This is a genomic window from Ruegeria sp. BB1 (assembly GCF_056539465.1).
Window position 1 is genome coordinate 404,545 of record NZ_JBQFVB010000001.1, and the last position, 25,458, is coordinate 430,002.

Here is a 25,458-nt window from a genome sequence, read left to right on the forward strand (position 1 = left end):
AATGACGGCTCCGAACCACGTAACAGTCGGCGGCGCCCCTGAGGGGTTTGACGCACAGCTTGTCCTGAACGAGATCACGCGATCCGCCGGGCCGGTTTGCCACGTCGCGCGCGATGACAAGCGGATGGAGGCAATGCGGGCAGCACTTGCCTTTTTCGCCCCGGACATGCCGGTGTTCGTCTTCCCCGGCTGGGATTGCCTTCCGTATGACCGGGTGTCGCCGAACGCGGATATCGCTGCGGCGCGGGTCGCAACACTGGCCGCGCTAGTGCATCAGATGCCCGAACGGTTTGTGTTGCTGACCACGCTAAACGCCGCGACCCAACGAGTGCCAGCGCGCGATGTGCTGCGTGAGGCCGCGTTTACTGCCCGGGTCAACCACCGTGTCGACGAAACAGCATTGCGGAACTTTTTGGTGCGCATGGGTTTCACGCAAAGCCCGACGGTTATGGAGCCCGGAGACTACGCGATCCGCGGCGGCATTATCGACATCTTCCCTCCGGGCGAATCTGGCCCGGTTCGGCTGGACCTGTTCGGTGATGTGCTGGACGGTGCGCGCCGGTTTGACCCAGTGTCGCAGCGCACGACTGAAAAGCTGGACGTGGTTGAACTGGCCCCGGTGTCCGAGGTCATTCTGGATGAAGCCGCCATCACACGATTCCGCCAGAACTATCGCATCGAATTCGGCGCGGCGGGCACCGATGATCCGCTGTACGAGGCGGTCAGCGCTGGCCGCAAGCATCAAGGCGTGGAACACTGGTTGCCGTTTTTTCACGAAAAGCTTGAAACGCTGTTCGACTATCTGCCTGGTGCCACGATCTCGTTGGACGATCAGGTCACGCCCGCGCGCTTGGCCCGGTGGGAATCGATTGAGGATCAGTACGAAACTCGGCGGTTGGCGCTGGAAAACCGCTCGCGCATGGACACGGTCTATAAACCTACGCCTCCAGGATTGTTGTATCTGGACGATGCTGCATGGGAGCAGGCGGTGGGTGATCGGCGCGTTTTGCAGTTCAGCCCGTTGCCGCAGGCCAGCGGCCCCGGCGTGATCGACGCTGGTGGACGGATCGGGCGGAATTTTGCCCCCGAGCGACAGCAGGAAAGCATCAGCCTTTTTGGCGCGCTGGCCAGTCATATCACAGACAAGATGGACAAAGGGCCGGTCCTGATCGCGTCTTATTCCGAGGGTGCGCGTGAACGCCTGACCGGATTGATCGAAGACGAAGGTCTGGCTGAGGCAATCCCCGTTTCCGACGGCACTCGCGTCGGTAAACGCGGGCTGCACCTGGCCGTTTGGGCGTTGGAGCATGGGTTCGAAACGTCGGATCTGACGGTGATCGCTGAACAAGATGTTCTGGGCGACCGCCTGATCCGCCAACCCAAGAAACGTCGAAAGGCCGAGAACTTCCTAACCGAAACCCAATCGCTATCACCCGGCGATCTTGTGGTGCATGTGGACCACGGGATTGGCCGCTACATGGGGATGGAGGTCGTGACGGCGGCGGGCGCAGCCCATGAGTGCCTTTTGTTGGAATATGCCGAACAGTCCAAGCTGTACCTGCCGGTCGAAAACATCGAGCTGCTGTCGAAATACGGGCACGACGAAGGTCTTCTGGATCGTCTGGGCGGCGGTGCATGGCAGGCCAAAAAGGCCAAGCTGAAAGAGCGCATCCGCGAGATGGCGGACAAGCTGATCCGCATCGCTGCTGAGCGGGCGCTGCGTAAAGCTCCGGTGATGGACCCGCCGCCCCATGCGTGGGAGGAGTTCAGCGCGCGTTTTCCGTATCAGGAAACTGATGATCAGCTGCGCGCGATTTCCGATGTGATGGAAGACATGCACTCGGGCGCGCCAATGGATCGTTTGATTTGCGGCGATGTCGGCTTTGGCAAGACCGAGGTCGCCATGCGTGCTGCCTTTGTCGCCGCGATGTCGGGCGTGCAGGTGGCCGTTGTGGCCCCTACGACGCTGCTGGCCCGACAGCACGCGGCATCGTTCAAGGAACGGTTCCGGGGATTCCCGCTTGAGGTTCGGCAGCTATCGCGTTTTGTCTCGGCGAAAGAGGCGCAACAAACCCGCGATGGGTTGGCGCGAGGCACAGTGGACATCGTGATCGGCACCCATGCGCTGCTGGCCAAGGGGATTCGGTTCAACAACCTCGGGCTGCTGATCATCGATGAGGAACAGCATTTCGGGGTGGGTCACAAAGAGCGCCTCAAACAACTGCGCTCGGACATTCACGTGCTGACCCTGACCGCGACGCCGATACCGCGGACGCTGCAATTGTCGCTGACTGGTGTGCGTGATTTGTCAATCATCGGCACGCCGCCCATCGACCGTCTGGCCATCCGCACCTATGTCAGCGAATTCGATGCGGTCACGGTGCGCGAGGCGCTGCTGCGCGAACATTATCGTGGCGGGCAAAGTTTCTATGTGGTCCCGCGTATTTCGGACCTGCCCGAGATTGAGGAATTCCTGAAGGACCAACTACCGGAACTGACTTACGTTGTCGCGCATGGGCAAATGGCGGCGGGCGAACTCGATGACCGCATGAATGCCTTCTATGACGGGAAGTATGATGTGCTGTTGGCAACGACGATTGTGGAAAGTGGGCTGGATATTCCGACGGCCAACACAATGGTCGTGCATCGCGCGGATATGTTCGGTCTGGCGCAGCTTTACCAGATCCGCGGACGGGTGGGGCGATCAAAGGCCCGCGCCTATGCCTATCTGACCACCAAACCGCGCCAGCGATTGACGGCCACCGCCGAGAAACGCCTGCGGGTTCTAGGCTCTCTTGATACACTGGGGGCGGGGTTCACGCTGGCATCGCAAGATCTGGACATTCGCGGTGCCGGCAATCTGCTGGGCGAGGAACAGTCGGGCCAGATGCGCGACGTGGGCTACGAGCTGTACCAATCCATGCTGGAAGAGGCGATTGCCAAAATCAAAGCCGGTGAGATGGAGGGTCTATCGGACGCAGACGATCAGTGGGCCCCACAAATCAATCTAGGCGTCCCGGTTCTGATCCCCGAGGATTATGTGCCCGATCTGGATGTGCGCCTGGGGCTGTACCGCCGCTTGTCCTCGCTTTCGACCAAGGTTGAACTTGAAGGTTTTGCGGCCGAGTTGATTGACCGCTTTGGTTCGCTACCAAAAGAGGTGAACACCCTGATGCTGGTCGTGCGTATCAAAGCGATGTGCAAACGTGCGGGCATTGCCAAATTGGACGGCGGACCAAAGGGTGCGACGATCCAGTTTCACAATGACAAGTTTGCCTCGCCTCAGGGGTTGGTCGAATTCATCCAGAACCAGCGCGGGCTGGCCAAGGTCAAGGACAACAAGATCGTCGTGCGCCGCGACTGGAAAAAGGACAGTGACAAGATCAAGGGGGCCTTTGCCATCGCTCGTGATCTGGCAGAAAAGGTTGTGGCCGAGAAGAAAAAGGCGAAGGTCTAGTCTCCGCTGACAAAAGTACACAACTGCCAGTCGCCCGCGTCTGACTTGACGAACGCGGCGCGGTGGCCGGTCATGGGCCAAAGAAAATCGGCGTGCATATAACCTTGCGTGCCGTCCGTCAGCAGGACGCGCTGATATTCGGCACCGTCTTGATAGTCACGTATAATCGCGATTTCGTGGCTGATCAGGCTTATAATGGACGAGTTGCGATCCGGTCTTTGACGTAGAGATACATCGGAACCTTTGACAAAGAACGCCAACTCTGGGTCCAGCGAGGCGGGCAGGGTGATCTGCCATTGATGCGGCATCCAGAACTCGCCTTCTTCGTCGAAGTAACCGGGCTGAGACAAAGTGGTTTCCAGGTCAGACCAGTATTGCGCGCGTAACGCATCCGCGTTTTCACGCTGTTCTTCCGACAGGGCTTCCGGGTCGAGGGTCAGATTGGAACGTAATTCCTCGGGGCCGCCTTCACCGCCATGGCTTAGGTAGATATCGGGGCAGGACGCCGCAACCACAGCGTCGGTATCCCGTGCAGCCACTTGGTCCAATAATGCCTCGCGAAAGGCGATCAACGATGGATCACGGTCTGCCTGATCGACCGGTGGAAAGGATTGACGGTCGGCAAGTGCTGGGCCGCAGATCACGGCAGCCAGCAGTAGCGCGTATCTCATTCGGCGGCCCTCATCGCGGCTTGGGCGCAGAAACAGGATGCTCCGACCGCGCGGTCGGCACGTGCCAGAGCCAAATCAAGACGTTGTTTGATTTGAGCGATTTCAACACTTTCGCCGCGCGCCTTCAGGCAGTCATGCAGACCTTTGAGGCTCCAAACATTGTCCGGATGGATCGAAGCACGGCTGAGGGTGGCGCCCAAGCCAAGGTCTTCGCGATAGACCGCTTCAGCCTCGGTTACGTGACCTTGTTCAAACAACAACGCCCCTAATGCATGGCGGGTTGGCTGCATCCAGCCCCACGGTTCGTCATAGGGCAGCGTGTCATCCAACTCGACCGAGCGTCGCAGATGGGCGTAAGCGATATCGTAGTTGCCCTTGCGATACTCAATCTCTCCACTCAGCATTTCCCGCGCGATTTCAAGCAGGTCAACGACGCGGTTGTTGTGTAGCAGGCGTGTTTCGGGCACGCAGGCCTTGGCCGACAGGAACAGTTGTTCCTCAGCTTCGGCTTCGGCGACGTCACCGGTTGCAGCATGGGCGATGGCGCGAGCATAGTGGATGGTGGCGGTCAACGTGCGATACAGGTCGGGGTCTGCGGGCAGTTTCAGTGCCTTGGCTTCCTCCCACTGGCCAAAACGGATCAGGATATGCGGCCCCATGGACATGTAGCTTTCGAAGTAATCCGCCATGGGCGGGCTTTCGATGCGCAACATATCTTCGGGGGTGGTGTCCCACAGGCCTTGATTGGCGCGCAGGGCCGGTTCCATCTGGCCCAGGAACAACGCCCCGTAGATGGCGAAATGGTAATTGTGCTGACGATAACCGGTATAGATGTTGAACGCGCCTTCGCGCTCGTAATATTTTAGATCGGCTATGGTGGCCTTTTCGTTCCAATAAACGACGTTGTGGTAGTGCCCGCACAGCACATCGATATGGGTGGGCATATGCACCAGATGGCCCGCATCCGGCACCAGCGTGCGCAGAACATCCCCGGCTTTTAATGCCTTTTCGGGGGTCGGAGACATCTCCATCAGGTGGACATAGAGGTGCAGCAAACCCGGGTGCGACATGGCTGCGGGATCATTTGCCATCGCGTCCTCAAGAACCTTCTGCGCCTCAAGCGTGGCGGCACCTTCGGCAGGTTTTCCGGTCTTCAGATCCCACATCTGCCAGGGGGTGAGGTTCAGCAGCGCCTCAACATATATCGTGCGCAGATCCAAGTGATCGGGTTGGTCGGTAAAGGCTGCGCGCATGGCATCTGCAAAATCGTGGTTCCAGCTGTTCATATCCGGGATCGGATTGCGTTGAGGGTAACGGGCGGGCAGGGCGTGGATCAGCGCCTGTTCAACGGGGGTGCAGGTGTCCAACAGGGCCACCGCTTGCTGTGTCGCGTCATAGGCTTGCGCGAGCGCTTTCTGCTGACCACGCGCGTCGCGTAAATCCCAGGGCAGGTTGTAATTCGGACCGGCGGCATAAGCGATGCCCCAATGGGCCATGGCGCAGTTCGGGTCATGCTCGGCAGCGCGTTGGAAACAGACAACGGCCTCGTCATGGTTATAGCCATAGGTCCAAACCAGCCCCCGATCGAACCAAAGCTGGGCCTCGGCTGAGGTCGTGCTGACCGGACAGGAATATGTGCCCAGATCGTAATAGTCGCTCATTGAAAATCTCCCCTCGGGTCGGGGAAAGATTAGCGTGATTCACCCGGGCTGCACAGGTCAGGCAGGCAGTCTGTTTTCGATCCGGCCCATATGCAGCATCAGTCCGAAACCGGCCACGCTCATCACCAGAATGCCGGTGGTCAGCGGATATAGCGAGCCATCGAACATTTGACCGATCGGGGCGGCGATAGCGGCGGCCAGAACGGTCGAAAACGCGCCGATGACCGACGCTGCCATACCGGCAATATGGCCCATTGGCTCCATTGCGATGGCGTTCAGGTTGCCCATCGTCATGCCAGCCATGAAAAAGATCGAGGTCTGCCAGAAGACGAACACCGCAAAGTTCAGATTGGCCGAAAGCGGCATCATGTTCAGCGTGATGACGCCAATCGTGATGGCGATCTGCGCGCCAAGGGCCCATGTCACCAGCCGCCGCATCCCCACGCGGATCACAAGCGCGGCATTCAACAGGCTGGCGGACCCCGCCATCAAAGCCACAAAGCCGAACCAAAACGGGAAGCTGTCGGCGCTGTCATGGATCACGTCATAAACTGGCTGCACCATGGTCAGCATAGTGAACAACATGCCAAGGCAAAGGGATTGCACAAAGATTGATACGCGCACCGTGGGATGGGCGAACATCTCGCGTGCGGCCGCGGTCATCAAGGGCAGGCGCAGTGGGCGACGGTTTTCCGGCCTCAGCGATTCTGGTAGGCGCAGACCCAGCCAGATCACGGTGATCACCGAGAACAGGATGAACGAAACAAAGATGCCACGCCATCCCGCGATGGCGATCATTCCGGCCCCAAGCATCGGGGCGACGGCAGGCACCAGCGTAAAGATCATCATGGCGATAGAGACGATCCGCGCCATTTCCCGGCCCGAGTACAAGTCTCGGATGATCGCCATGGCGACCACACGCGGCGCGGCGCAGCCGATGCCCTGTGCCACCCGCGCGAACAGTAGAAGTTCCAGCGAAGAACTGGCCCAGGCCACGGCTGCCGACAAGATGTACAACGCCGAGCCGACATAGATCACTGGCTTGCGCCCAAACGCGTCGGACAATGGACCCACAAAGAATGTCCCGATGCCCATACCCAGAACAAATGAGGTCAGGATCAACTGAGCGTCGTTGATATCATCGGGGCTCAGCTGCGCGCCGATCTCGGGCAAAGCAGGCAGCATCGAGTCGATCGAAAACGCAATCGTCGCAAACATCATTGCGACAAGTGCGATGAACTCTCCCGAAGACATGCGATTGGCCATGGCGCCCTCCTGACCTGATTGCGCTATCACGGCTTTTCAGGTGGCGCTAGGGGGCAGGCTGCACAGGGACCTGTGCTATTTTGCAGGGGAAGCCTCAAGCTGAGACATAATCTCACCGATTACTTTTTCCCACATTTCAGGGGGTTGTGCGCCCGGAACCGCGTGCTGGTTGGCCACAATGAAGGTAGGAACAGAATTTACCCCCATCTGTCGCGAATGGGTGTCGCGGGTGCGGATATCCTCGCGATCAGCGTCGGATTTCAACAGTTTCGATACCACAGCTGCGTCCATGCCGATACTGTCGGCGATATCGGCCAACACTTCGTGATCGCCAATATCACGTCCCTGCACGAAATATGCATCGAACAGAGCGTTTACGGCTGCGTCTTGCTTGCCCTCGATCCCGGCCCAGTGGATCAGGCGGTGCGCGTCCAACGTGTTAGGTGTGCGTTTCATCCCTTCGAAGTCGATGCTCAGCCCGGCATTCTGCGCATGCTCAACCACCGGGGCATAGGCGCGCACGGCACCGTCTTTGCCGCCGAACTTGCGCTCCAGATATTCGCGGCGATCCATGCCTTCGTTCGGCATGTCGGGGTTTAACTGAAACGGATGCCATTCGATAACGAACGGGTGGTCCGGGATAGCGGCCAGAGCTTTGTCCAGATGGGTTTTGCCGATATAGCACCATGGGCAGATCGGATCGGACATGATGTCGAGTTTGACGGTCTGAGTCATGGTGTATTCGCCTTGAAATAGGCCGGGAGCGCCCGACGCAGGAGTTTGCCATTACCACCGATTGGCAGCTCGGGCAGGTGAATGAACGCGCGTGGCTGTTTGTAGCGCGCCAGATTTGCCTCCACATAGGTTTGCAAAGCGTCTTCGTCCAGCTTTTCCGGACCGGTATAGAAAGCGGCTATCACGAATGTGTCCTGTTTAACCTCAACTGCCGCTGCACCCACTTGCGCGATGCCGGGGAATTTGGTTAGGGCGGCCTCAACCTCGACCGGGGACACGCGATAGCCACCCGCGTTCATCATATCGTCGTCGCGGCCCAGATAGGTGATCTGTCCGTCCATCGCCATGGCCCCTTGATCACCGGTCAGAAACCAGTCGCCCTGCATGCGGGCCTTAGCCTCGTCAGGTGCATTCAGATAGGTCAGCATCAGACCGGGGTCGGATCGGTGGATGGCAATGGTACCTTCTTGGCCACGCGGAACCGGCCCGTCCGGCCCCAATATCGCCACCCGGCGACCCGGTTGAGGTTGCCCCAACGCCTCGCCCCGCGCCGGATGTGCAGGGCTGGACGAGATGAAGGTCGAACATTCGGACATACCGAAGGCTTCGTACAATTCTGTCCCGGTCAGGTCGCTCCATTGCGCGTGCAGGTGCCGCGACAGCTTTTCGCCTGCGCACAGGCCGTGACGCAGGTCCGGTAAATGCAGATCAACGGCGGATTTAAGCAATTTGCGAAACACGCCGGGCGCGGCAGCAAAGATCGTTGCCCGATTTTGTCTTAACAGCTCTGGAAGGGCATCAGGGTCGGTGCCTGGATCGGGGATCAACGCGGTCGCGCCGATCGACCAGGGATCCATCAGCCCGGTGCCCAGAGTATAGGTCCAGTTGAACGCCCCGGCATGACACAGACGGTCCGTATCCCGCAACCCGTACCAGCCATCCACCATCATCTGGCGCGCCCAGATGGCGCGGTGGGCATGGGCCACAGCGCGTGGTTTACCAGAAGTGCCAGAGGTATAGACGACATAGGCCAACCGGTGCGGGTCACCGAGTTGGAACTCGGCAGGGGGCAGTGCGCGCATCCCCGACAGATCGTCCAGCGTAATCTGCAACGGATGATTGGCGCAGGCGACGGCTGGGTCGCGCAGAATGGCTGTGGGTTGCAGATCAGAAATCATGCGCACGGTTTCGGGCTCGGTCAGCTGTGACGAGGTGGGAACCGGCACGATCCCGGCAGCTATGGCCCCAAGATAGGCGATGGGGAAATCAACCGTATTCCCCAGTCGCATCAACGCAATGTCTCCGGGGTTCAATCCGGTCTTCAACAGCCCGGTGGCGGTGCCCAGAATGGCCGATTTCAATACGCCATAGGTCCAATCCCGCGCCCCGTCATTGCCTAAAACCGACAAAGCGGTTTTGTCCGGGTGGTCATCCGCGTGCCGCAGAACGTGCGCGGCCAGATTGAATGGTGCGGGGCAGGCCGGAGGCGGCCCCTGATCGAAAACAGAAAGCATGGCCACTGGCTATCGCGGCGCTTGGCGCGTTGCAAGCCGGGCGGGCTGGTCCTATAGATTGGCGCATGAGTACTAATGAACAGCCATCTCTGATCCGAATTGCACGTGACTCGGGTGAGCACACCGATCCCGAACCACTTGATCTGGGTGCGCGCGTGCGTCAACTGCGCAAGGCGCGGAACTGGACGCTGGAACAAGCGGCGTCTCAGGCGGGGCTTGCGCGCTCGACCCTCAGCAAGATCGAGAATGGGCAGATGTCGCCCACTTATGACGCGCTGAAAAAGCTGGCGACCGGGTTGGAAATTTCGGTGCCACAGCTGTTCACCCCGCCACAGCGTGATCAGGTGATCGGTCGGATGGCAATCACCCGCATGGGCGAAGGCGCTGAACATCCGACGGGAACATACGAGCACGAGTTGCTGGCGGAAAACCTAACGAAAAAGCAGATGCTGCCCTATCGGGCTCGCGTGCGCGCGCGTTCAATGGACGAATTTGACGGCTGGGTGCGCCATGACGGCGAAGAATTCCTGTATGTGCTAACCGGGGTTGTGAAACTGTACACCGAATTCTACGAACCCGTCGAAATGCGCCGTGGCGACAGCGCTTATTACGACGCCAGTATGGGTCACAACGTGATTTCCGTCAGTGACGAAGATGCGACGATCCTGTGGGTAACGTCACTTGCTTAAGGAACGGCTGAACTCGCGGTTCAGACCTTCGGTGAATAGAAAATCCTCAAGTTCTTCGTGGGCTTCATTTACGGTCAGGTGGTGGCGTTCGGCCAGGTAGGCTTCGAACCCTTTTCGATCTTTGCTCAGCCGCACCTTGTCCTGATCGCGCAGATTCGGAAAACGCCGTTTAGCGCGGGAATACATAGCATCCCAGTCTTGCAGCAGGTCAGTCCAGTTCAACATCAGTCAGCTTTCCGTAATTCGGGTTTCACGGCTGCTCGGCCCTTTCATCAGGGTACGGAGATGGCGGGAGTCGATGCGCATGACAAAATGTCGCACCTGAGCGGCGCTGACGTAACGTCAAAAAGGCCCGTTACGCACGATACGCAACGGGCCTACGGACCTGAGGTTGGAGTGAGTGGAGGCCGGTCCGCAAAATCCAAGAGTGACGCGCTGCATGACAAGCTATCTAGCGAAATAATCAGAATTAATCCGGCCAAACAGCACGTTTAAATGACAATAGGCTATATCGTACAGATATGTTCAGTAAAGCCCCTTGTGGGTGTTTTTTTTAGTTAAGCTGGAATTTGGGTGATCAGCAAATTGTGGCGAAACTTCGTTCGAATACCCCTAGATGTAGTGTGGTTTGCGCCATGTGCCGAAATCCGCCGAAGGCTGCGGCGATATGGCAGAGCCGTCCTTTGGAGCCAAATCTTCAAATCCAAAGCACCAAAGCACCAAACAACCTACAGCGGATTAATGCGGCAGTGGGGCTTATTTGGTCACTCTTCGTACCACCAAACCTGCGGCATATACTCGGGCCCGTCGCCATAGATCGGCAGGGTTTGAGGCTGCTTCAGTTCTTTGGCATGGGCGATGCGCCCGACGTCGAAGTTCCAGATCGGAATGACATAGCGACCAGCAGTCAGAACCCGATCAAGCGCGCGGGTGGCGGCCACGAAATCCTCGTGACTTTCCGAGGCCAGCATAGCGTCAATCAGCCCATCCACAGCGGGTGAGGCGACACCCATCAGGTTGCGCGTGCCCTGTACATCCGCGTTTTCGCTGCCCCAATACAGACGCTGTTCATTGCCCGGAGACAGAGACAGCGCACGGCGAAGGAACGTGATGTCAAAATCAAACTCGGCATTGCGGCCGACAAATTGCGCGCTGTCTACCTGTTCGACATTGACCTTGATGCCCAGACGTTCAAGCGCGCGGGTGTAGATTTCGATGGCCGTTTGTCCTTCGCTATCGCCCTGTTGCAGCAGAACGGTGATGGCAAAGTCCTGACCATTCTGGTTGCGCAGCACGCCGTCCTGAATGGTCCAGCCAGCCTCGGCCAGCAGCTTGTTGGCCTTGCGAATATTGGCGCGATTCCGGGCCGAACCGTCGCCGACGGGCAGGGCATAACCTTCAAGCGCGCCGGGCGGAAGGTCGTCGGCATAAAGTTGCAGCAGCTCGGCGACACGCCCAGTGGCCGGGCCGGGTTGCATGCCCAGGTTAGAGCCCGAGAAATACGAAGTGATCCGTGGTTGGGCGCTGCCGGTGATCGTATCGTTGATAAATTCGAAATTGAACGCCAGCAGCATCGCCTCGCGGACTCGCCAATCATCGAAAGGGGCCTTGCGGGTGTTCATGACAAACCCGGTCATGCCCGAGGGTTTGCCGTGCGGGATTTCGGTCTTGACCACATCACCGCGCTGAACGGCAGGAAAATCGTACTGAGTGTTCCATTTGTCGGCGTTGAATTCGCGCACCGCGGTCAGTTCACCGGCCTTGAACGCCTCGAACAGGACGGTGCCGTCGCCAAAAAACTCGATCCTTATGTCATCCAGGTTCATGGTCCCGCGCCGGAACGGAATGTCAGCCCCCCAATAGTCTGGATTGCGCCGCAAATTCACATAGCGGCCCGCCTCATAGCTATCGATCACGTACGGCCCCGACCCGATGGGAACGTCCTGCAGCGCGGCGTTGGCGAAATCTTTCCCCTCCCACTGTGCTTTTTGCAGGATCGGACGCAGCCCGGCGATCAGTGCCAATTCCCGGTCGGGTTCGTTGAAAGTGATCCGCACCGTGCGGGGGCCGGTCTGTTCGATACTGTCGATCTTGCCCCACAAACCGCGGTAACGCAGATGACCTTCGGTGCCCAGAGTTTCATAAGACCAAATCACATCATCTACGGTCACCGGATTTCCGTCAGTAAACTGGGCGTTCTCACGCAGGGTAAATTCTACCCAAGAGCGGTCCGGTGCAGTCTCAACTGATTCGGCTAACAACCCGTAAAGAGTGAAAGGTTCGTCCCAGGACCGGCCCATCAGGCTTTCATGGGTCCAAAATCGCAATTGCCATGGCGAGCTGCCTTTTTGCACAAACGGGTTCAAACTGTTAAAGCCGCCGGTGTTTCCGAATACAACCTTGCCGCCTTTGGGCGCGTCGGGATTGGCATAGGGCAGGGACACAAAATCCGGTGGTAGGACAGGGTCGCCGTACATAGCTATGCCATGGGCCGATTCTGCATGAGCGATTGTGACAGCAAAAATAAAGGTGATTCCCGCGATCACAGGGCGAACGGGGCGTAGAAAATTGGGGCGCATTTTGGAAACAATCCTGCTCTGGCCTTATTTTGTTGGGATTCACCGTATCGATGATTTTTCTTATTTTCAAACTTTTAGCTTGGACGGATGCAAGGAATTGCTTATAAAGGATGCACTGCTCGATAGGTTTCTTGCCTGTATGAAACCTGCCTCAATAACTTAACGCCCGCTTCGTGCGGGCGTTTTTTTTGAGGCGTTTCCACCCCGGATGCAGAACCCATATGTTTCCCCGTTTCCTTTGCAGTTGCAGCATGGCACTGTGCGGTCAAAGCAGATGTTGACGGAGAAAGCTCATGAGCGTGGCGGGAAAAACGGCGATCATCACAGGGTCGAATTCAGGGATCGGTTTGGGTGTTGCCCGCGAATTGGCCAAGGCTGGGGCCAACGTAATATTGAACTCGTTCACCGACCGGGATGAGGATCACGCGCTGGCCGCCGAGATTTCGCAGGAAACCGGAACCAACGCGCGTTACATCAAGGCGGACATGTCCAAGGGGGACGAATGCCGTGCCCTGATCGAAAAAGCGGGTGCCTGTGACATTCTCGTGAACAATGCAGGCATTCAACACGTCTCACCGATTGATCAGTTCCCGGTCGACAAATGGGATGCAATCATCGCGATCAACATGAACTCGGCCTATCACACTATGGCAGCGGCTCTGCCGATGATGCGCCAGGCCGGGTGGGGGCGCATTGTGAACATCGCCTCGGCCCACGGGCTGACGGCGTCGCCTTTCAAAGCAGCCTATGTCGCGGCCAAACATGGTGTGGTTGGGATGACCAAAACCGTAGCGCTGGAGACCGCGCAGGAACCGATAACCTGTAACGCGATTTGCCCGGGCTACGTGCTGACGCCACTGGTCGAAGCGCAGATTCCCGACACGATGAAAGAATACGGCATGAGCCGCGAGGACGTGATCAAGAACGTCATGCTGGAACGTCAACCGTCGAAAGCTTTTGCAACGGTCGAGCAACTGGGCGGTACAACTGTCTTTTTGTGTTCGGATGCCGCCGCGCAGATCACCGGAACGGCAATCTCGGTGGATGGGGGCTGGACGGCTCTGTAAGTCAGGGGGCAGGTAATGAAACGCATCAATCTGGCACTGCAGGGCGGCGGCGCGCATGGCGCCTTTACCTGGGGTGTCTTGGACCGGTTGCTGGACGAGGATGATATCGAGGTCGCGGCAATCACCGGCACCTCGGCCGGGGCGCTGAACGGGGCTGCGTTCAAATCCGGCATGGTACGCGATGGACGTGACGGTGCGCGGGCCAGCCTTGATGGGCTGTGGGCGCGCATGGGGGCCGTCGGCGATATGCGCCTTGCCAATTGGATGCAGGCACTTGAGCCCGCTCAGATTGCGCATGCCATGGAGTATTCTCTGCCGTTTTCCGTGGGTGACGCGTGGTCTCGTCTGGTGTCGCCCTATGCTTATGGTCCCTTTTATCGTAACCCGCTGGAACCGGTGGTGGACCGGTTCAATTTCAAGGAAATCTGTGCCGATGAAGGACCGCGCCTGTTCGTCTGCGCCACCTGCGTGCGCAGTGGCAAGATCCGTGTTTTTACCGGGGATGAGGTCTCGACCGATGCGATTTTAGCATCGGCCTGCCTGCCGAACCTGTTTCAGGCAGTTGAGATTTTTGACCCCAATTCGGGCCGAATCGAAGCATATTGGGATGGCGGCTATACCGGGAACCCGGCGCTGTACCCCTTGTTCAACACCGATCTGCCGGATGATGTGGTGATCGTGAACATCAACCCGCTGGAACGGGAAGAAGTGCCGAAAACGCCGCAACAAATCCAGAACCGGATCAACGAGATCAGCTTTAACTCATCCCTGTTCCGCGAATTGCGAGCGATCAGCTTCGTGCAGCGCTTGTTGGCCGAAGGCAAATTGAAAGCGGGTGAGATGAACCGGGTTCTGGTTCACATGATCGCCGATGACGCGCTGATGAACGATCTGTCGGTGGCAACTAAGACGGTGCCGAACCCGGTTGTTCTGCACAAGTTGAAAGAGGCCGGGCGCACGGCTGCGCATCGGTTCCTTTCGGACAACAAGGGCGATTTGGGGCAGAAAAGTACTGTCAACCTGCCCGAGATGTTTGGCTGATCACTCAGGCGGTAGCGTCGGATCTTTGCCGTTGGGGTAAACCAGACCGGCAGAAATCACCAGCTTGGCCGCGTCCTCGATAGTCATGTCCAGCAGAATGACGTCTTCGGCAGGAAAGAACAGCAAAAACCCCGAGGTCGGGTTTGGCGTGGTCGGGATGAAAACGCTCAGCAATTCGCCCGCGGTTTCGGCGCGCTGGGTGACCTCGCCTTTGGCGGTGGTCGATACAAAGCCGATAGCCCAGATACCGCGGCGTGGATATTGCACCAAGCAGGCTTTTTCAAAAGATCTTTCTGTCTGGGCAAAGACTGTCTCGGATATCTGCTTGATCCCGGAATAGATCGAGCGGACAACCGGCATCCGTTCTACCAGGCTTTCGGTGAAGGAAATAAAGGACCGTCCCAGAATCCCCTTGGCGACCCAGCCCACCAGAACAGTGAACACCAGAAAGATGATGACGCCGACGCCGCGCAGGTTGATGCCTACATATTGTTGGGGCTGGAACTGTTGTGGGATCAGCGGCAGGACAGCACTGTCGATCCAGCCCACGACGGACCAAATCAACCAGATCGTCAGCCAGACAGGCGCAATGACAACGATGCCCGTCAGAAAAGACGCGCGCAGCCGGGAAAACAGGCCCGGTCCGCGGTGGGGTTCTTCGTCAAACGGTGTGTTCATTGCGATCCTGATTGGTTTGCCGATTTAGTTAAGCAGTCCGGCGTCTTGGTACAATAGGGTAGCTCTAGGCGGATTTGGTCAAAGCAATCGCGATACCGGCGGCTAGACGGGCATTGTTGCGCACCAGCGCAATGTTTGCGGTCAGCGAGCGGCCTCCGGTCTGTTCATAGATCCGTTGTAGTAGGTATGGCGTGACGCCTTTGCCGGTGATCCGGTGCGTATCCGCGTCGGATTGGGCGGCAGCGATGATGGGGGCCAGTTCCTCGGCCGGGATTTGATCGGCGTCCGGGATCGGGTTGGCAACCAGCTGACCCCCGGGCAGGCCAAGCGCGCGACGGGTGGCGTGAGCTTTGGCGATGTCTTCGGCACTATCCATGCGCAAGGGCGCGGGATAGGGGGACTTGGCGGACCAAAAGGCCGGGAATTCATCCTGTCCATGCGCGATAACCGGAACGCCCAATGTCTCGAGCACTTCAAGTGTTTTAGCAAGATCCAGGATGGCTTTCGCACCGGCTGCAACAACAGTAACGGGTGTCTGCGCCAATTCGTGCAGATCGGCTGAGATGTCAAACGAGGTCTCGGCCCCCTGATGCACACCACCGATGCCACCGGTCGCAAAAACCTCGATCCCGGCATAGCGCGCGGCGATCATCGTGGCGGCCACTGTCGTGGCCCCGGTGCCGCTGGTCGACATACAGGCCGCCATGTCCGCGCGTGAGATCTTGGCGACGCCCTGGGCCTGCCCCAAGGCTTTCAACTGGTCGTCTTCCAGGCCCACATGCAGTTTGCCTTTGATCACGGCCATGGTTGCAGGAACCGCGCCAGCGTCACGGACGTCCTGCTGAACCTGCGCCGCCACCTCGATATTCTGAGGGTAGGGCATACCATGGGTGATGATGGTGCTTTCCAGCGCAACGATGGGCTGACCTGCATCTTTGGCGGCGCGGACCTCGGCGGAATATTGGATGTCGATCACAGTGGTGTTTCTCCGGAAACATAGGTTGCGGCGGCATGCAGGGCGCGGCGTAAGGCTTCGTCATTGGACGCACCGTTGGCCTCGGACGCGATATGCGCCGCCATGAAAGTATCGCCCGCACCGGTCACACGGGTGACCAGAACGGAGGGCGGTGTTTGGGTCAGTATCTCGTCAGCGCTGCCAATGGTGGCCGAGTTGCCGCCGTCCGTGACCAGCACCCGCAGCGCGCCACGGTCCAGCAGGCCCTTGGCAGCGCCTTCAGAATCGGTGAATTCGCGCTGGCACAAGATGCCGGCCTCTTCGAGGTTCACATAAAGCGTGGCGCGGGCGTGTTTCAGAAACGGCAGCAGACGTTCGGCCTTGCCGGGCGAGGCCGGGGCCACGCGCAGGTCCGCATGCGCAAAGGCGGGGCTTTGGGCGATTTCTTCTAACAGGGTCAGCGTCAGATTGCCGTCCAATGCGATAGGACCCTGGAACGGAGTGTTCTCATACCCCAGCGGCCCATGCATCAAGGGGCGCAGGATTTTCGCCCCGGCGGCCTCAAGCGAATGCGCGTCAGCAATTGCCGCGATCAGGCCGTTGGCCCCTTCGACGGCCATGTACCTGTCTGTCGGCAAATCCTGCGAACGATAGATGTGGTCCGTGACCATGCCCAGCCGTGAACAGGCGTTGACCAACTCGTCGCCTTCGGGGTCGCGACCAATGGCTGTCAGAAGGGTCGGCGTCATACCGAAGCGCACCAGCGTCATGGCGATGTTCATGGCCACTCCGCCGGGCAGGCGGGTGATCCGCCCCGGCACGTCCGAGCCCTGACGCATGGCGCTGGCGGACCGCCCGATTATGTCCCACAGGACCGAGCCGATACACAGGATTTCGCTGTTCTGAGTCATGCCCGTGTCATGCCGCAGCCCCGAGGTGGGTGCAAGGGTTAACGCTCACATCGCATCGGTAAGAGTTTTAAGCGCGGCAAGCGGGTCTTCTTGCGACCAGATCTCATCCCCGATACCGAAGAAATCAGTGCAAGGGGTCAGGTCGCGGATCAGCTCAGGCGTCAGGCCACCTTCGGCCACAACCGGAACCTCGATCATCTCAGACCACCACTGAAACAGGTCTTTTTCAGCCGTGGTTCCGTCCCCCAGCGTTGACGCGCCGACCGGACCAAAGGCAACATAATCTACGCCAGCTTCGCCAGCGGTCATGCCATCGTGGCTGGACGCGCCACAAAAACTGCCAACAATGGCATCCGCGCCCAACTCCTTGCGCGCGGCGCGCACTGAACGTGCGGCGTCGTCCAGATGCACCCCGTCCAACCCCAACCGTTGCGCCAGCAGAACATGGTTCGAGATGACCAGCGCCACGTCACGGGTATGGGCCACCTCGCGACAAGCATCAGCAGCGCGCGAGATCGCGTCTTCGTCATTGCCTGCCAAAGCCAGTCGGATGCAGGCAATCTCGGCACCGTCCAGAACGCGGCTAAGCTGGTCGGGGAACGTGCTCAATGAGATGGTCGGAGGGGTGATCAGGTAAATCTGCGGCTGCTCGGGGGTGTCCATTGGCGCGTCCTTAGCTTTCAGTCTTTCGCGCGGTTTAGCGGATTGTGCCGAGGAAGCAAACTTTTATGCCGGTTTAAGGCGTAATTGACCAATCGGATGCCTTGCCCTGCGCCATCACGCCGATTACAGCAAGCCAAGTTTTCCGGAGACAACCATGCCCAGCGATACATCCCAGCCGTCCTTTGTGCTCGTCCGCCCTCAGATGGGTGAAAACATCGGCGCTGCCGCGCGGGCGATGTGGAATTTCGGGCTGGACCGGATGCGGATCGTCGCACCGCGCGACGGCTGGCCAAACCCCAAGGCGGTGGCAATGTCCAGCGGGGCGGGGCGCTTGCTGGACGAAGCGCAGCTGTTCGATGATCTTGCGGGCGCGCTGGCCGACAGCACCTTTGTCTTTGCAACCACCGCGCGCCAGCGTGGTCTGACCAAACCGGTCTACAGCCCCGAACGCGCGATGCAGATCGCGGCCGAGAAAGTGGCGGCTGGTGAAAAGGTCTCGGTCTTGTTCGGACCGGAACGGGCAGGGTTGGAAAACGAAGATATCGCCAAGGCAAATGCCATTATCTCGGTTCCGGTAAACCCGGAATATGCCTCGCTGAACCTTGGCCAATGCGTGTTGTTGACCGCCTATGAGTGGATGCGCCAGACAGGCGATGTGGTGCACGAAGCCACCGATCTGGGCAAAGGCGACTGGGCCACGGGGATCGAGGTCGAAAAACTGGTCGAACACTACGAGGACCGGCTGGACGAGGCGGGCTTTTTCTATCCACCCGAAAAGGCCGAAGGCATGAAGACCAATTTGCGCAATCTGTGGTCTCGGATGCGGATGACGCGCGCGGATGTGCAGATGCTGCACGGGATCATGCGTCAGATGGTCCGTTGGAAGGATAAAGGCTGAGGCTGGACCTTAGCCCCCCTTCACCCTAGCTTGCGACGAAATCCAAGGCACAAGAGGACAGCATGAGCGGTAAGCGCAGCATCTTCGAAGACGTCTCAGACACAGAAAAACAACAGGCCGTTCAACCGGGCATGATTGACCGTGGTCGTGGCGGCGCACGCGGGGCAATTCGCGTCTGGCTGATGATCCTGTTCGCGCTGGTCGTTGTCATGATCTCCGTAGGCGGCCTGACACGCCTGACCGATAGCGGACTGTCGATAACGGAATGGCGCCCGGTCACTGGGGCCATCCCACCAATGACCGAGGCCGATTGGCAGGCCGAGTTCGAAAAGTACAAGCAGATCGATCAATGGCGCATTCAGAACCAATGGATGGAGCTTGATGACTTTAAATCCATTTACTGGTGGGAGTGGGGTCACCGTCAACTGGGCCGGGTGATCGGTCTAGTTTGGGCACTTGGGTTCTTTGGCTTCCTGCTGGCTAGGAAAATTCCGACCGGGTGGACCGGTAAACTGCTGATTCCAGGCGCTTTGGGCGGTGTTCAGGGCGCGGTTGGCTGGTGGATGGTTGCCTCGGGCGTGACGCAGGGCGAGGGGATGACGGCCGTTGCCAGCTATCGCCTGGCAGTCCATCTGGGTCTGGCCTTCGTTATCCTCGGGTTCCTTGCGTGGTACATCTTTGAGCTGGGGCGCGAGGAGCGTGACCTGATGCAGGCCCGCCGCGCGAAAGAGGGCAAACTGTTCTCGCTATCGACCGGGCTGATGCATTTCGCCTTTCTACAAATACTCATAGGCGCCCTTGTGGCAGGCAAAGACGCTGGAAGATCATATACCGATTGGCCCCTGATCGGTGGTCAACTGTTGCCGCCTGACGCGACGATGCTTGAACCGATGTGGCGCAATTTCTTTGAAAGCCCCGGTCTGGTGCAGTTCATTCACCGCTGTGCTGGCTATCTTCTGTTTATCTTCGGCATCATTGTCTGGAGACGCGGCAGCACCAGCGCGCATCCGCAAACGCGGTTTGCGTTCAATGCAGCTTTTGCGGCGCTTTCGCTGCAGGTGGTGGTCGGGATTATGACGGTGATCTACGCGGCCCCCTGGCAGATCGCCATCTTCCACCAGTTCATGGCCGTTGTTGTTTGGACCCTGATCCTGCGCGCACGTTTCCTGACAGCATATCCAATCGCCACCTCAATCCGCGGAGCATGACCCTGATGACTGCCTATGATGACCTGATGGCCTTCCAACGCGAAACGTCGGCCCTCGGGCAAATCGCCGGGCGGCTGGGCTGGGACCAGGAAACGGTGATGCCGCGCGGCGCGGCCCCGCAACGGGCTGAGGAAATGGCCGCGATCGAAGCGGTTCTGCATGCCCGCCGTTCTGACCCGCGCGTGGCTGAGTGGTTGGAGCTAGCCGACCCACAAGACGACGTGGCCCGCGCCCAATTGCGCGATATCCGTCGAACTTACGAGCGGACGGCAAAAGTGCCAGCCGATCTGGCCAAGGCCATTGCGCGCGTGACGTCAGCAGCCCAGGGAACTTGGGCGCAAGCCCGTTCAGACGAGAATGTGGCTACCTTTCTGCCTGTTCTCGAGGAGGTCGTTGCCCTCAAGCGTGAAGAAGGCGTTGCACTGGCGCAGGGTGGTGATGTCTATGACGCCATGGTTGAAGACTACGAACCCTATACCACCGGTTCACAAATCGCCGAGATTTTCGATCAGATGCGCCCTCGTCTTGTGGCCCTGCGCGCGGCCGTTTTGGATAAACCAGCGCCGCACGCTCTGACCGGAAAATTCGACGAACAGATACAGATGCAATTGTCGCAGAAACTGGCGACCACGTTCGGGTACGATCTGAATACTGGGCGGGTGGACAAGGCAGTACATCCGTTCAGTTCGGGCAGTGGCCTGGATGTGCGCATCACCACTCGCACCAGCGAGACCGACCCGTTCAACTGTTTCTACTCAACCATTCATGAGGTCGGCCACGCCGCCTATGAACAGGGTATCAACCCGGCCTATGCGCTGACACCACTGGGGCAGGGCGTGTCGATGGGCGTGCATGAAAGTCAAAGCCGGATTTATGAAAACCAGCTGGGCCGATCTCGGGCGTTCACGGAGTGGCTTTACAATCAAATGGTTGACGCGTTCGGTGATTTCGATGTCGCGGATGCCGATGCGTTCTATGCCACGGTCAACGGCGTACACAAAGGCTATATCCGGACCGAGGCGGACGAGGTGCAATACAACCTGCACATCATGCTGCGCTTTGACCTTGAACGCGCCCTAATGGCCGGAGACCTTCAGGTCAGCGATCTGGAAGCGGCGTGGAACGACCGATTCAAGGCCGATTTTGGATATGAGGTCGACCGACCTTCGAACGGGTGTTTACAGGACGTCCACTGGTCGGTCGGGTTGTTTGGTTATTTCCCGACCTATTCATTGGGCAATGTCTATGCCGGATGTCTGTATCAAGCGTTGCGCGCTGCGGTTCCTGATTTGGATGCGCAACTGATCAGGGGCGACACGTCAGGCGCAACCAGTTGGCTGTGCGAGAACCTACAGCGTTTTGGCGGGCTCTTCACCCCGCGCGAGACTATCCAACGCGCCAGCGGGATTGAACCGGGACCGGAACCGTTGTTGGCGTATTTGGAACAGAAATTTGGTACGCTCTACAATCTTTGAACGCACAATTTCCGGCCAAACTGGTTGTCACATGTGTGCCGCGTTGCCAGTTCTTTGCCTAAAGCAGCCCATAGGAACCGAGCATTGCTAATCAGGCAGTAGGTAGATGGTCAGATAGCATAGTAATTGAAAGCTCCCCTGAACCATATGGTTTTCTTCCAAATCAAAATTCATGACCGTCTGATCCGCCAGAAAAAAAGCAAGCCATAATCCTAGCGATACGATAAACGCTGCGTCGACCCTCTTCTGCCAGCGATCCGTCTGGGAATACGGGGTAAATGACGCGAACGCAAATAGCAGCGTCGAAAGAAATAGCCACAGTATGATCCCGACAAACAAAATTACATCAACGGCAGTAGAGGCACCAAACTGCGCCAGCGTTTTTTGCAGAAACGGAAAGTTGTGACCGTCAAACCAAGGGGTTGAAGTCACCCCCAGCAGCTCTAGCCCGCCGATGAAGTCGGTCAAAAACGCGAATGTCCACCAGAGAAACCAAAAGACAACTAAACTTTGTTTGAACAAAATTCGCATTAAAACGACCTCTTGAAACTGCTGTTTCAAATATCCTTGGTCATAGAATAGCGATTTTTAGGAAATACAGAAACCAGCGCCGATTTGATCCTTCTATTGGGCAGACCGTTGATTGCCACATTTTGAGAGAATATTGGCGAAAACAAAATCCAAGGCCCCAAAACACTGCGCTCTGGGGCCTTTGTTGTAATCTTATCCCTCGGCCTCTTCGTCGCCTTGATCGGCGATCCAGGCGACGCTGACGACCACTTCGCCTTTACCGGTGTTGAACACCTTCACACCGCCCGCGCTGCGCGACCGGAACGAGATGCCTTCGACGGGAACCCGGATTGATTGGCCTTTGGAGGTGGCCAGCATGATCTGATCGTCGATCTCAACCGGGAACGAGGCCACCAGCTCTCCGCCGCGCATTGCCTTGTCCATGGCCGCAACCCCCATGCCTCCGCGTCCGCGGACCGGGTAATCGTGGCTGGAGCTTAGCTTGCCCGAACCGCCTGCTGTGATGGTCAGGATCAGATTTTCAGCGGCCGACATCTGGGCATAGCGTTCCTGGCTGATGGTCGCCAGCGCGTCGCCATCCTCGTCATTGGTTTCGGCCTCTTCGGTCAGGCCGGCCACGGCGCGGCGCATTTTCAGATAGGCGGCGCGTTCGTCCGACGTAGCCTCGAAATGGCGGATCACCGACATCGACACCACGCGGTCGCCATTGCTTAGCCTGATGCCACGCACACCGGTCGACTTGCGGCCCTTGAAGACCCGCACATCGGTGGTTTGGAAGCGGATCGCACGGCCGGAGTTGGTGACCAGCATGACGTCATCCTCTTCCGAGCAGATGCGCGCGTTCACGAGTTCCACATCCTCGGGCAGGTCCATCGCGATCTTGCCGTTGCGTTTTACGTTGGTGAAATCGCTCAGCGCATTGCGGCGCACGTCGCCGGCACTGGTGGCAAAGACGATCTGCAGGTTCTCCCACTCTTCATCCGGGACATCCACGGGCATGATAGCCGCGATGGAAACACCTGTCGGAATTGGCAGGATGTTGACGATGGCTTTGCCCTTACCGGTCCGGCCCGATTGTGGCAGGCGCCAGGTCTTGAGCTTGTAGACCATGCCGTCGGTGGTGAAGAACAGCAGCTGTGTGTGCGTGTTCGCTACGAAGAGGTTGGTAACAACATCCTCTTCCTTGGTCTGCATGCCCGACAGGCCCTTGCCGCCGCGTTTCTGCGCGCGGAAATCAGCCAGCGGGGTACGTTTGATGTACCCGCCAGAGGTGACAGTCACGACCATATCTTCGCGTTCGATCAGATCCTCGTCTTCCATGTCGCCGGACCAGTCGACGATCTCGGTGCGACGGGGAACGGCGAACTGTTCGCGCACGCTGCGCAACTCATCGCCGATGATCGACATGATGCGTTCGCGCGAGGACAGAATATCCAGGTATTCCTTGATCTTACCTGCTAGTTCTTCCAACTCGTCTGTGACCTCTTTGACGCCCAGTTGGGTCAGGCGCTGGAGGCGCAGGTCGAGGATGGCGCGGGCCTGAACCTCGGTCAGGTTATAGGTGCCGTCGTCGTTCATCTTGGACAGAGGATCATCGATCAGTCGCAGATAACCCTCGATCTCAGCGGCAGGCCAACGGCGCGTCATCAGCTTTTCACGCGCCTCGGCTGCGTCCGCGGATGACCGGATGGTGGCAACAACTTCGTCCACGTTGGAAACGGCCACGGCCAGACCACACAGGATGTGGCTGCGTTCCCGCGCCCTGCGAAGGTCATAGGCGGTGCGGCGGGCAACGACATCCTCGCGGAAATCGATGAACGAGGTCAGGAACCGGCGCAGGGTCAGTTGTTCAGGCCGACCACCGTTCAGGGCCAGCATGTTACAGCCAAAGGACGTTTGCATCGGCGAGAAGCGGTAAAGCTGGTTCAGCACCACCTCGGGTGTCGCATCGCGTTTCAGTTCGACTACCACGCGGACACCGTTACGGTCGGACTCGTCCTGTACATGGGCCACACCTTCGATGCGCTTCTCGCGCACCGCCTCGGCGATCTTTTCGATCATCGCGGCCTTGTTCACCTGATAGGGAATTTCATCGACGACGATAGCGTAACGATCCTTACGCAGCTCTTCCACGCGGGTCTTGGCGCGGATAATGACGCTGCCGCGACCTTCGAGATAGGCTTTGCGCGCACCCGAGCGGCCCAGCATGACGCCGCCGGTCGGGAAGTCGGGGCCGGGGACGTATTCAATCAACTGCTCGGACGTCAGGTCCGGGTCGTCGATCAGTGCCAGCGTGGCGTCGATCACTTCCCCCAGATTGTGCGGTGGGATGTTGGTCGCCATGCCCACGGCGATACCACCAGCACCATTGACCAACATGTTCGGGAAACGGGCGGGCAGGACGGTCGGTTCCCGGTCCTTACCGTCATAGTTGTCCTGAAAATCGACCGTCTCTTTCTCGATATCGGCAAGCAGCGACGCGGCAGGCTTGTCCATGCGCACTTCGGTATAGCGCATGGCCGCCGGGTTATCGCCGTCCATCGAGCCAAAGTTGCCCTGACCATCCAGCAACGGCAGCGACATCGAGAAATCCTGCGCCATCCGCACCAGCGCATCATAGATCGCGCTGTCACCGTGCGGGTGGTACTTACCCATAACGTCGCCAACCGGGCGGGCCGATTTGCGATAGGCCTTGTCGTGTGTGTTCCCGGTTTCGTGCATTGCATACAGAATGCGGCGATGCACCGGCTTCAGCCCGTCGCGCAGATCGGGGATCGCGCGGCTGACGATGACCGACATTGCATAGTCCAGGTAGGACGTGCGCATCTCGGATTCGATGGACACCGTCGGGCCGTCATAAACGGGGCGCTCGGGCGGGGTTTCGTCCATGTTTTCAGGAATATCTGGCGTATCGCTCACGTAAACTGCCCGTGTTTTGTTTTGGGTCTATATCTTGTGGATGCACCTTATCAGACCCGGCACATAAGGTGCAAGCAAGCAACGATTTTGCATACGAAAAACCCCGTAACACCTGAGTAACATATTGTTAACTAAGGGTTAGGGTGTTTTCGTGTTACCCTGAAGAGACCTTGCAACAAAATTGGAGGTCTGCATGGAGCAAAGCGAAACCGAACTAATGCTCAAAGGGTACGGGCTGACAACGGCAGAATTCTTCTACCGCATGCCCGATTACATTCACGTTCTGAACACGTTCATCTGGCAGGATTACGATCTGGCGCCGGATCATCCGAAATTGTTCGATTTCATCGACTTCTGGCAGCGCGAGATTGACGGTCCGCTGCATTCGGTCCGGTTTACGCATCGCAAGATGATCGCGCCCGGTGAATGGCGCAACATGGTGGGTGAATTCAGGGTCAATTGAATATCCAGCCTGTTTTTTGGTCAGTAACGATTGAGACGCGTTAAATTTATTAGTGCTTGGGTTATGGTGTCGACCAA

General features: G+C 58.4%; 21 protein-coding genes. 8 read left to right on the plus strand and 13 right to left on the minus strand.

The window, feature by feature from the left end:
- Position 1: 1 nt before the first annotated feature.
- Complete coding sequence (gene mfd / locus ACR0AL_RS02095; RefSeq protein ID WP_480661788.1) at positions 2 to 3,457, plus strand: transcription-repair coupling factor; 3,456 nt, start codon at positions 2 to 4, stop codon at positions 3,455 to 3,457.
- Here mfd and ACR0AL_RS02100 read toward each other — a convergent pair.
- The 5 genes from ACR0AL_RS02100 to ACR0AL_RS02120 all read right to left on the minus strand — a co-directional run bounded on the left by ACR0AL_RS02100 (position 3,454) and on the right by ACR0AL_RS02120 (position 9,304).
- Positions 3,454 to 4,128: an SH3 domain-containing protein gene (locus ACR0AL_RS02100; protein WP_170348875.1), complete on the minus strand. Its 675-nt coding sequence runs from the start codon at positions 4,126 to 4,128 to the stop codon at positions 3,454 to 3,456. The genes mfd and ACR0AL_RS02100 overlap by 4 nt on opposite strands.
- On the minus strand, positions 4,125 to 5,789 hold the full coding sequence (locus ACR0AL_RS02105) for a tetratricopeptide repeat protein (RefSeq protein ID WP_170348874.1): 1,665 nt from the start codon (positions 5,787 to 5,789) through the stop codon (positions 4,125 to 4,127). Before ACR0AL_RS02105 ends, ACR0AL_RS02100 begins: the two co-directional genes overlap by 4 nt.
- 57 nt (positions 5,790 to 5,846) lie before the next feature.
- Entirely contained in the window at positions 5,847 to 7,055 is a 1,209-nt protein-coding gene (locus ACR0AL_RS02110; protein WP_170348873.1) for a multidrug effflux MFS transporter, read from the minus strand.
- A 75-nt stretch (positions 7,056 to 7,130) separates the two neighbouring features.
- Positions 7,131 to 7,790 (minus strand): DsbA family oxidoreductase, encoded by a 660-nt coding sequence (locus ACR0AL_RS02115; RefSeq protein WP_170348872.1) that lies wholly within the window; start codon positions 7,788 to 7,790, stop codon positions 7,131 to 7,133.
- The gene (locus ACR0AL_RS02120; protein ID WP_170348871.1) at positions 7,787 to 9,304 is read right to left on the minus strand and encodes a class I adenylate-forming enzyme family protein; all 1,518 of its coding nucleotides are present in this window, start codon (positions 9,302 to 9,304) and stop codon (positions 7,787 to 7,789) included. Before ACR0AL_RS02120 ends, ACR0AL_RS02115 begins: the two co-directional genes overlap by 4 nt.
- A 65-nt stretch (positions 9,305 to 9,369) precedes the next feature.
- Here ACR0AL_RS02120 and ACR0AL_RS02125 point away from each other — a divergent pair, with 65 nt between their 5' ends.
- A complete protein-coding gene (locus ACR0AL_RS02125) occupies positions 9,370 to 9,993 on the plus strand; it encodes a helix-turn-helix domain-containing protein (RefSeq protein WP_170348870.1) in 624 nt (207 codons plus the stop codon).
- On the opposite strand, the gene ACR0AL_RS02130 is transcribed toward ACR0AL_RS02125, so the two are convergent.
- Both ACR0AL_RS02130 and ACR0AL_RS02135 read right to left on the minus strand, forming a co-directional pair.
- Positions 9,982 to 10,218: a hypothetical protein gene (locus ACR0AL_RS02130; RefSeq protein ID WP_170348869.1), complete on the minus strand. Its 237-nt coding sequence runs from the start codon at positions 10,216 to 10,218 to the stop codon at positions 9,982 to 9,984. The genes ACR0AL_RS02125 and ACR0AL_RS02130 overlap by 12 nt on opposite strands.
- Positions 10,219 to 10,757: 539 nt before the next feature.
- Entirely contained in the window at positions 10,758 to 12,572 is a 1,815-nt protein-coding gene (locus tag ACR0AL_RS02135) for an extracellular solute-binding protein (protein ID WP_480661790.1), read from the minus strand.
- 293 nt (positions 12,573 to 12,865) lie between these two features.
- Between ACR0AL_RS02135 and ACR0AL_RS02140 the strand changes: the two genes are divergently transcribed.
- Together ACR0AL_RS02140 and ACR0AL_RS02145 are read left to right on the plus strand one after the other, a co-directional pair.
- Positions 12,866 to 13,639, plus strand: coding sequence for a 3-hydroxybutyrate dehydrogenase (locus tag ACR0AL_RS02140; protein WP_170375544.1), 774 nt, complete (start codon positions 12,866 to 12,868; stop codon positions 13,637 to 13,639).
- Positions 13,640 to 13,654: 15 nt separating this feature from the next.
- The gene (locus ACR0AL_RS02145) at positions 13,655 to 14,680 is read left to right on the plus strand and encodes a patatin-like phospholipase family protein (RefSeq protein WP_170358703.1); all 1,026 of its coding nucleotides are present in this window, start codon (positions 13,655 to 13,657) and stop codon (positions 14,678 to 14,680) included.
- Here the strand turns inward: ACR0AL_RS02145 and ACR0AL_RS02150 are convergent, their stop codons facing one another.
- The 4 genes from ACR0AL_RS02150 to ACR0AL_RS02165 all read right to left on the minus strand — a co-directional run bounded on the left by ACR0AL_RS02150 (position 14,681) and on the right by ACR0AL_RS02165 (position 17,887).
- Positions 14,681 to 15,358, minus strand: a complete 678-nt coding sequence (locus ACR0AL_RS02150) for a DUF502 domain-containing protein (protein WP_170348865.1) — start codon at positions 15,356 to 15,358, stop codon at positions 14,681 to 14,683.
- Between the two features lie 64 nt (positions 15,359 to 15,422).
- Positions 15,423 to 16,334, minus strand: a complete 912-nt coding sequence (locus ACR0AL_RS02155; RefSeq protein ID WP_170348864.1) for a pseudouridine-5'-phosphate glycosidase — start codon at positions 16,332 to 16,334, stop codon at positions 15,423 to 15,425.
- Positions 16,331 to 17,224, minus strand: coding sequence for a PfkB family carbohydrate kinase (locus ACR0AL_RS02160; RefSeq protein WP_170410061.1), 894 nt, complete (start codon positions 17,222 to 17,224; stop codon positions 16,331 to 16,333). Before ACR0AL_RS02160 ends, ACR0AL_RS02155 begins: the two co-directional genes overlap by 4 nt.
- 45 nt (positions 17,225 to 17,269) lie before the next feature.
- The gene (locus ACR0AL_RS02165) at positions 17,270 to 17,887 is read right to left on the minus strand and encodes a thiamine phosphate synthase (RefSeq protein WP_170348862.1); all 618 of its coding nucleotides are present in this window, start codon (positions 17,885 to 17,887) and stop codon (positions 17,270 to 17,272) included.
- Positions 17,888 to 18,041: 154 nt separating this feature from the next.
- Here ACR0AL_RS02165 and ACR0AL_RS02170 point away from each other — a divergent pair, with 154 nt between their 5' ends.
- From ACR0AL_RS02170 to ACR0AL_RS02180, 3 genes are all read left to right on the plus strand, one after another.
- Positions 18,042 to 18,785, plus strand: a complete 744-nt coding sequence (locus tag ACR0AL_RS02170) for an RNA methyltransferase (protein ID WP_170348861.1) — start codon at positions 18,042 to 18,044, stop codon at positions 18,783 to 18,785.
- A 62-nt stretch (positions 18,786 to 18,847) separates the two neighbouring features.
- Complete coding sequence (ctaA, locus tag ACR0AL_RS02175) at positions 18,848 to 19,993, plus strand: heme A synthase (RefSeq protein ID WP_480661793.1); 1,146 nt, start codon at positions 18,848 to 18,850, stop codon at positions 19,991 to 19,993.
- A gap of 5 nt (positions 19,994 to 19,998) precedes the next feature.
- Positions 19,999 to 21,468, plus strand: coding sequence for a carboxypeptidase M32 (locus ACR0AL_RS02180; protein WP_480662535.1), 1,470 nt, complete (start codon positions 19,999 to 20,001; stop codon positions 21,466 to 21,468).
- 87 nt (positions 21,469 to 21,555) lie between these two features.
- On the opposite strand, the gene ACR0AL_RS02185 is transcribed toward ACR0AL_RS02180, so the two are convergent.
- Positions 21,556 to 22,029, minus strand: coding sequence for a hypothetical protein (locus ACR0AL_RS02185; protein ID WP_170375530.1), 474 nt, complete (start codon positions 22,027 to 22,029; stop codon positions 21,556 to 21,558).
- Positions 22,030 to 22,191: 162 nt separating this feature from the next.
- Entirely contained in the window at positions 22,192 to 24,918 is a 2,727-nt protein-coding gene (gyrA, locus tag ACR0AL_RS02190) for a DNA gyrase subunit A (RefSeq protein ID WP_480661795.1), read from the minus strand.
- Positions 24,919 to 25,111: 193 nt separating this feature from the next.
- Between gyrA and ACR0AL_RS02195 the strand changes: the two genes are divergently transcribed.
- Positions 25,112 to 25,381 (plus strand): usg protein, encoded by a 270-nt coding sequence (locus ACR0AL_RS02195; RefSeq protein WP_058280415.1) that lies wholly within the window; start codon positions 25,112 to 25,114, stop codon positions 25,379 to 25,381.
- The last annotated feature ends 77 nt before the right edge of the window (positions 25,382 to 25,458 follow it).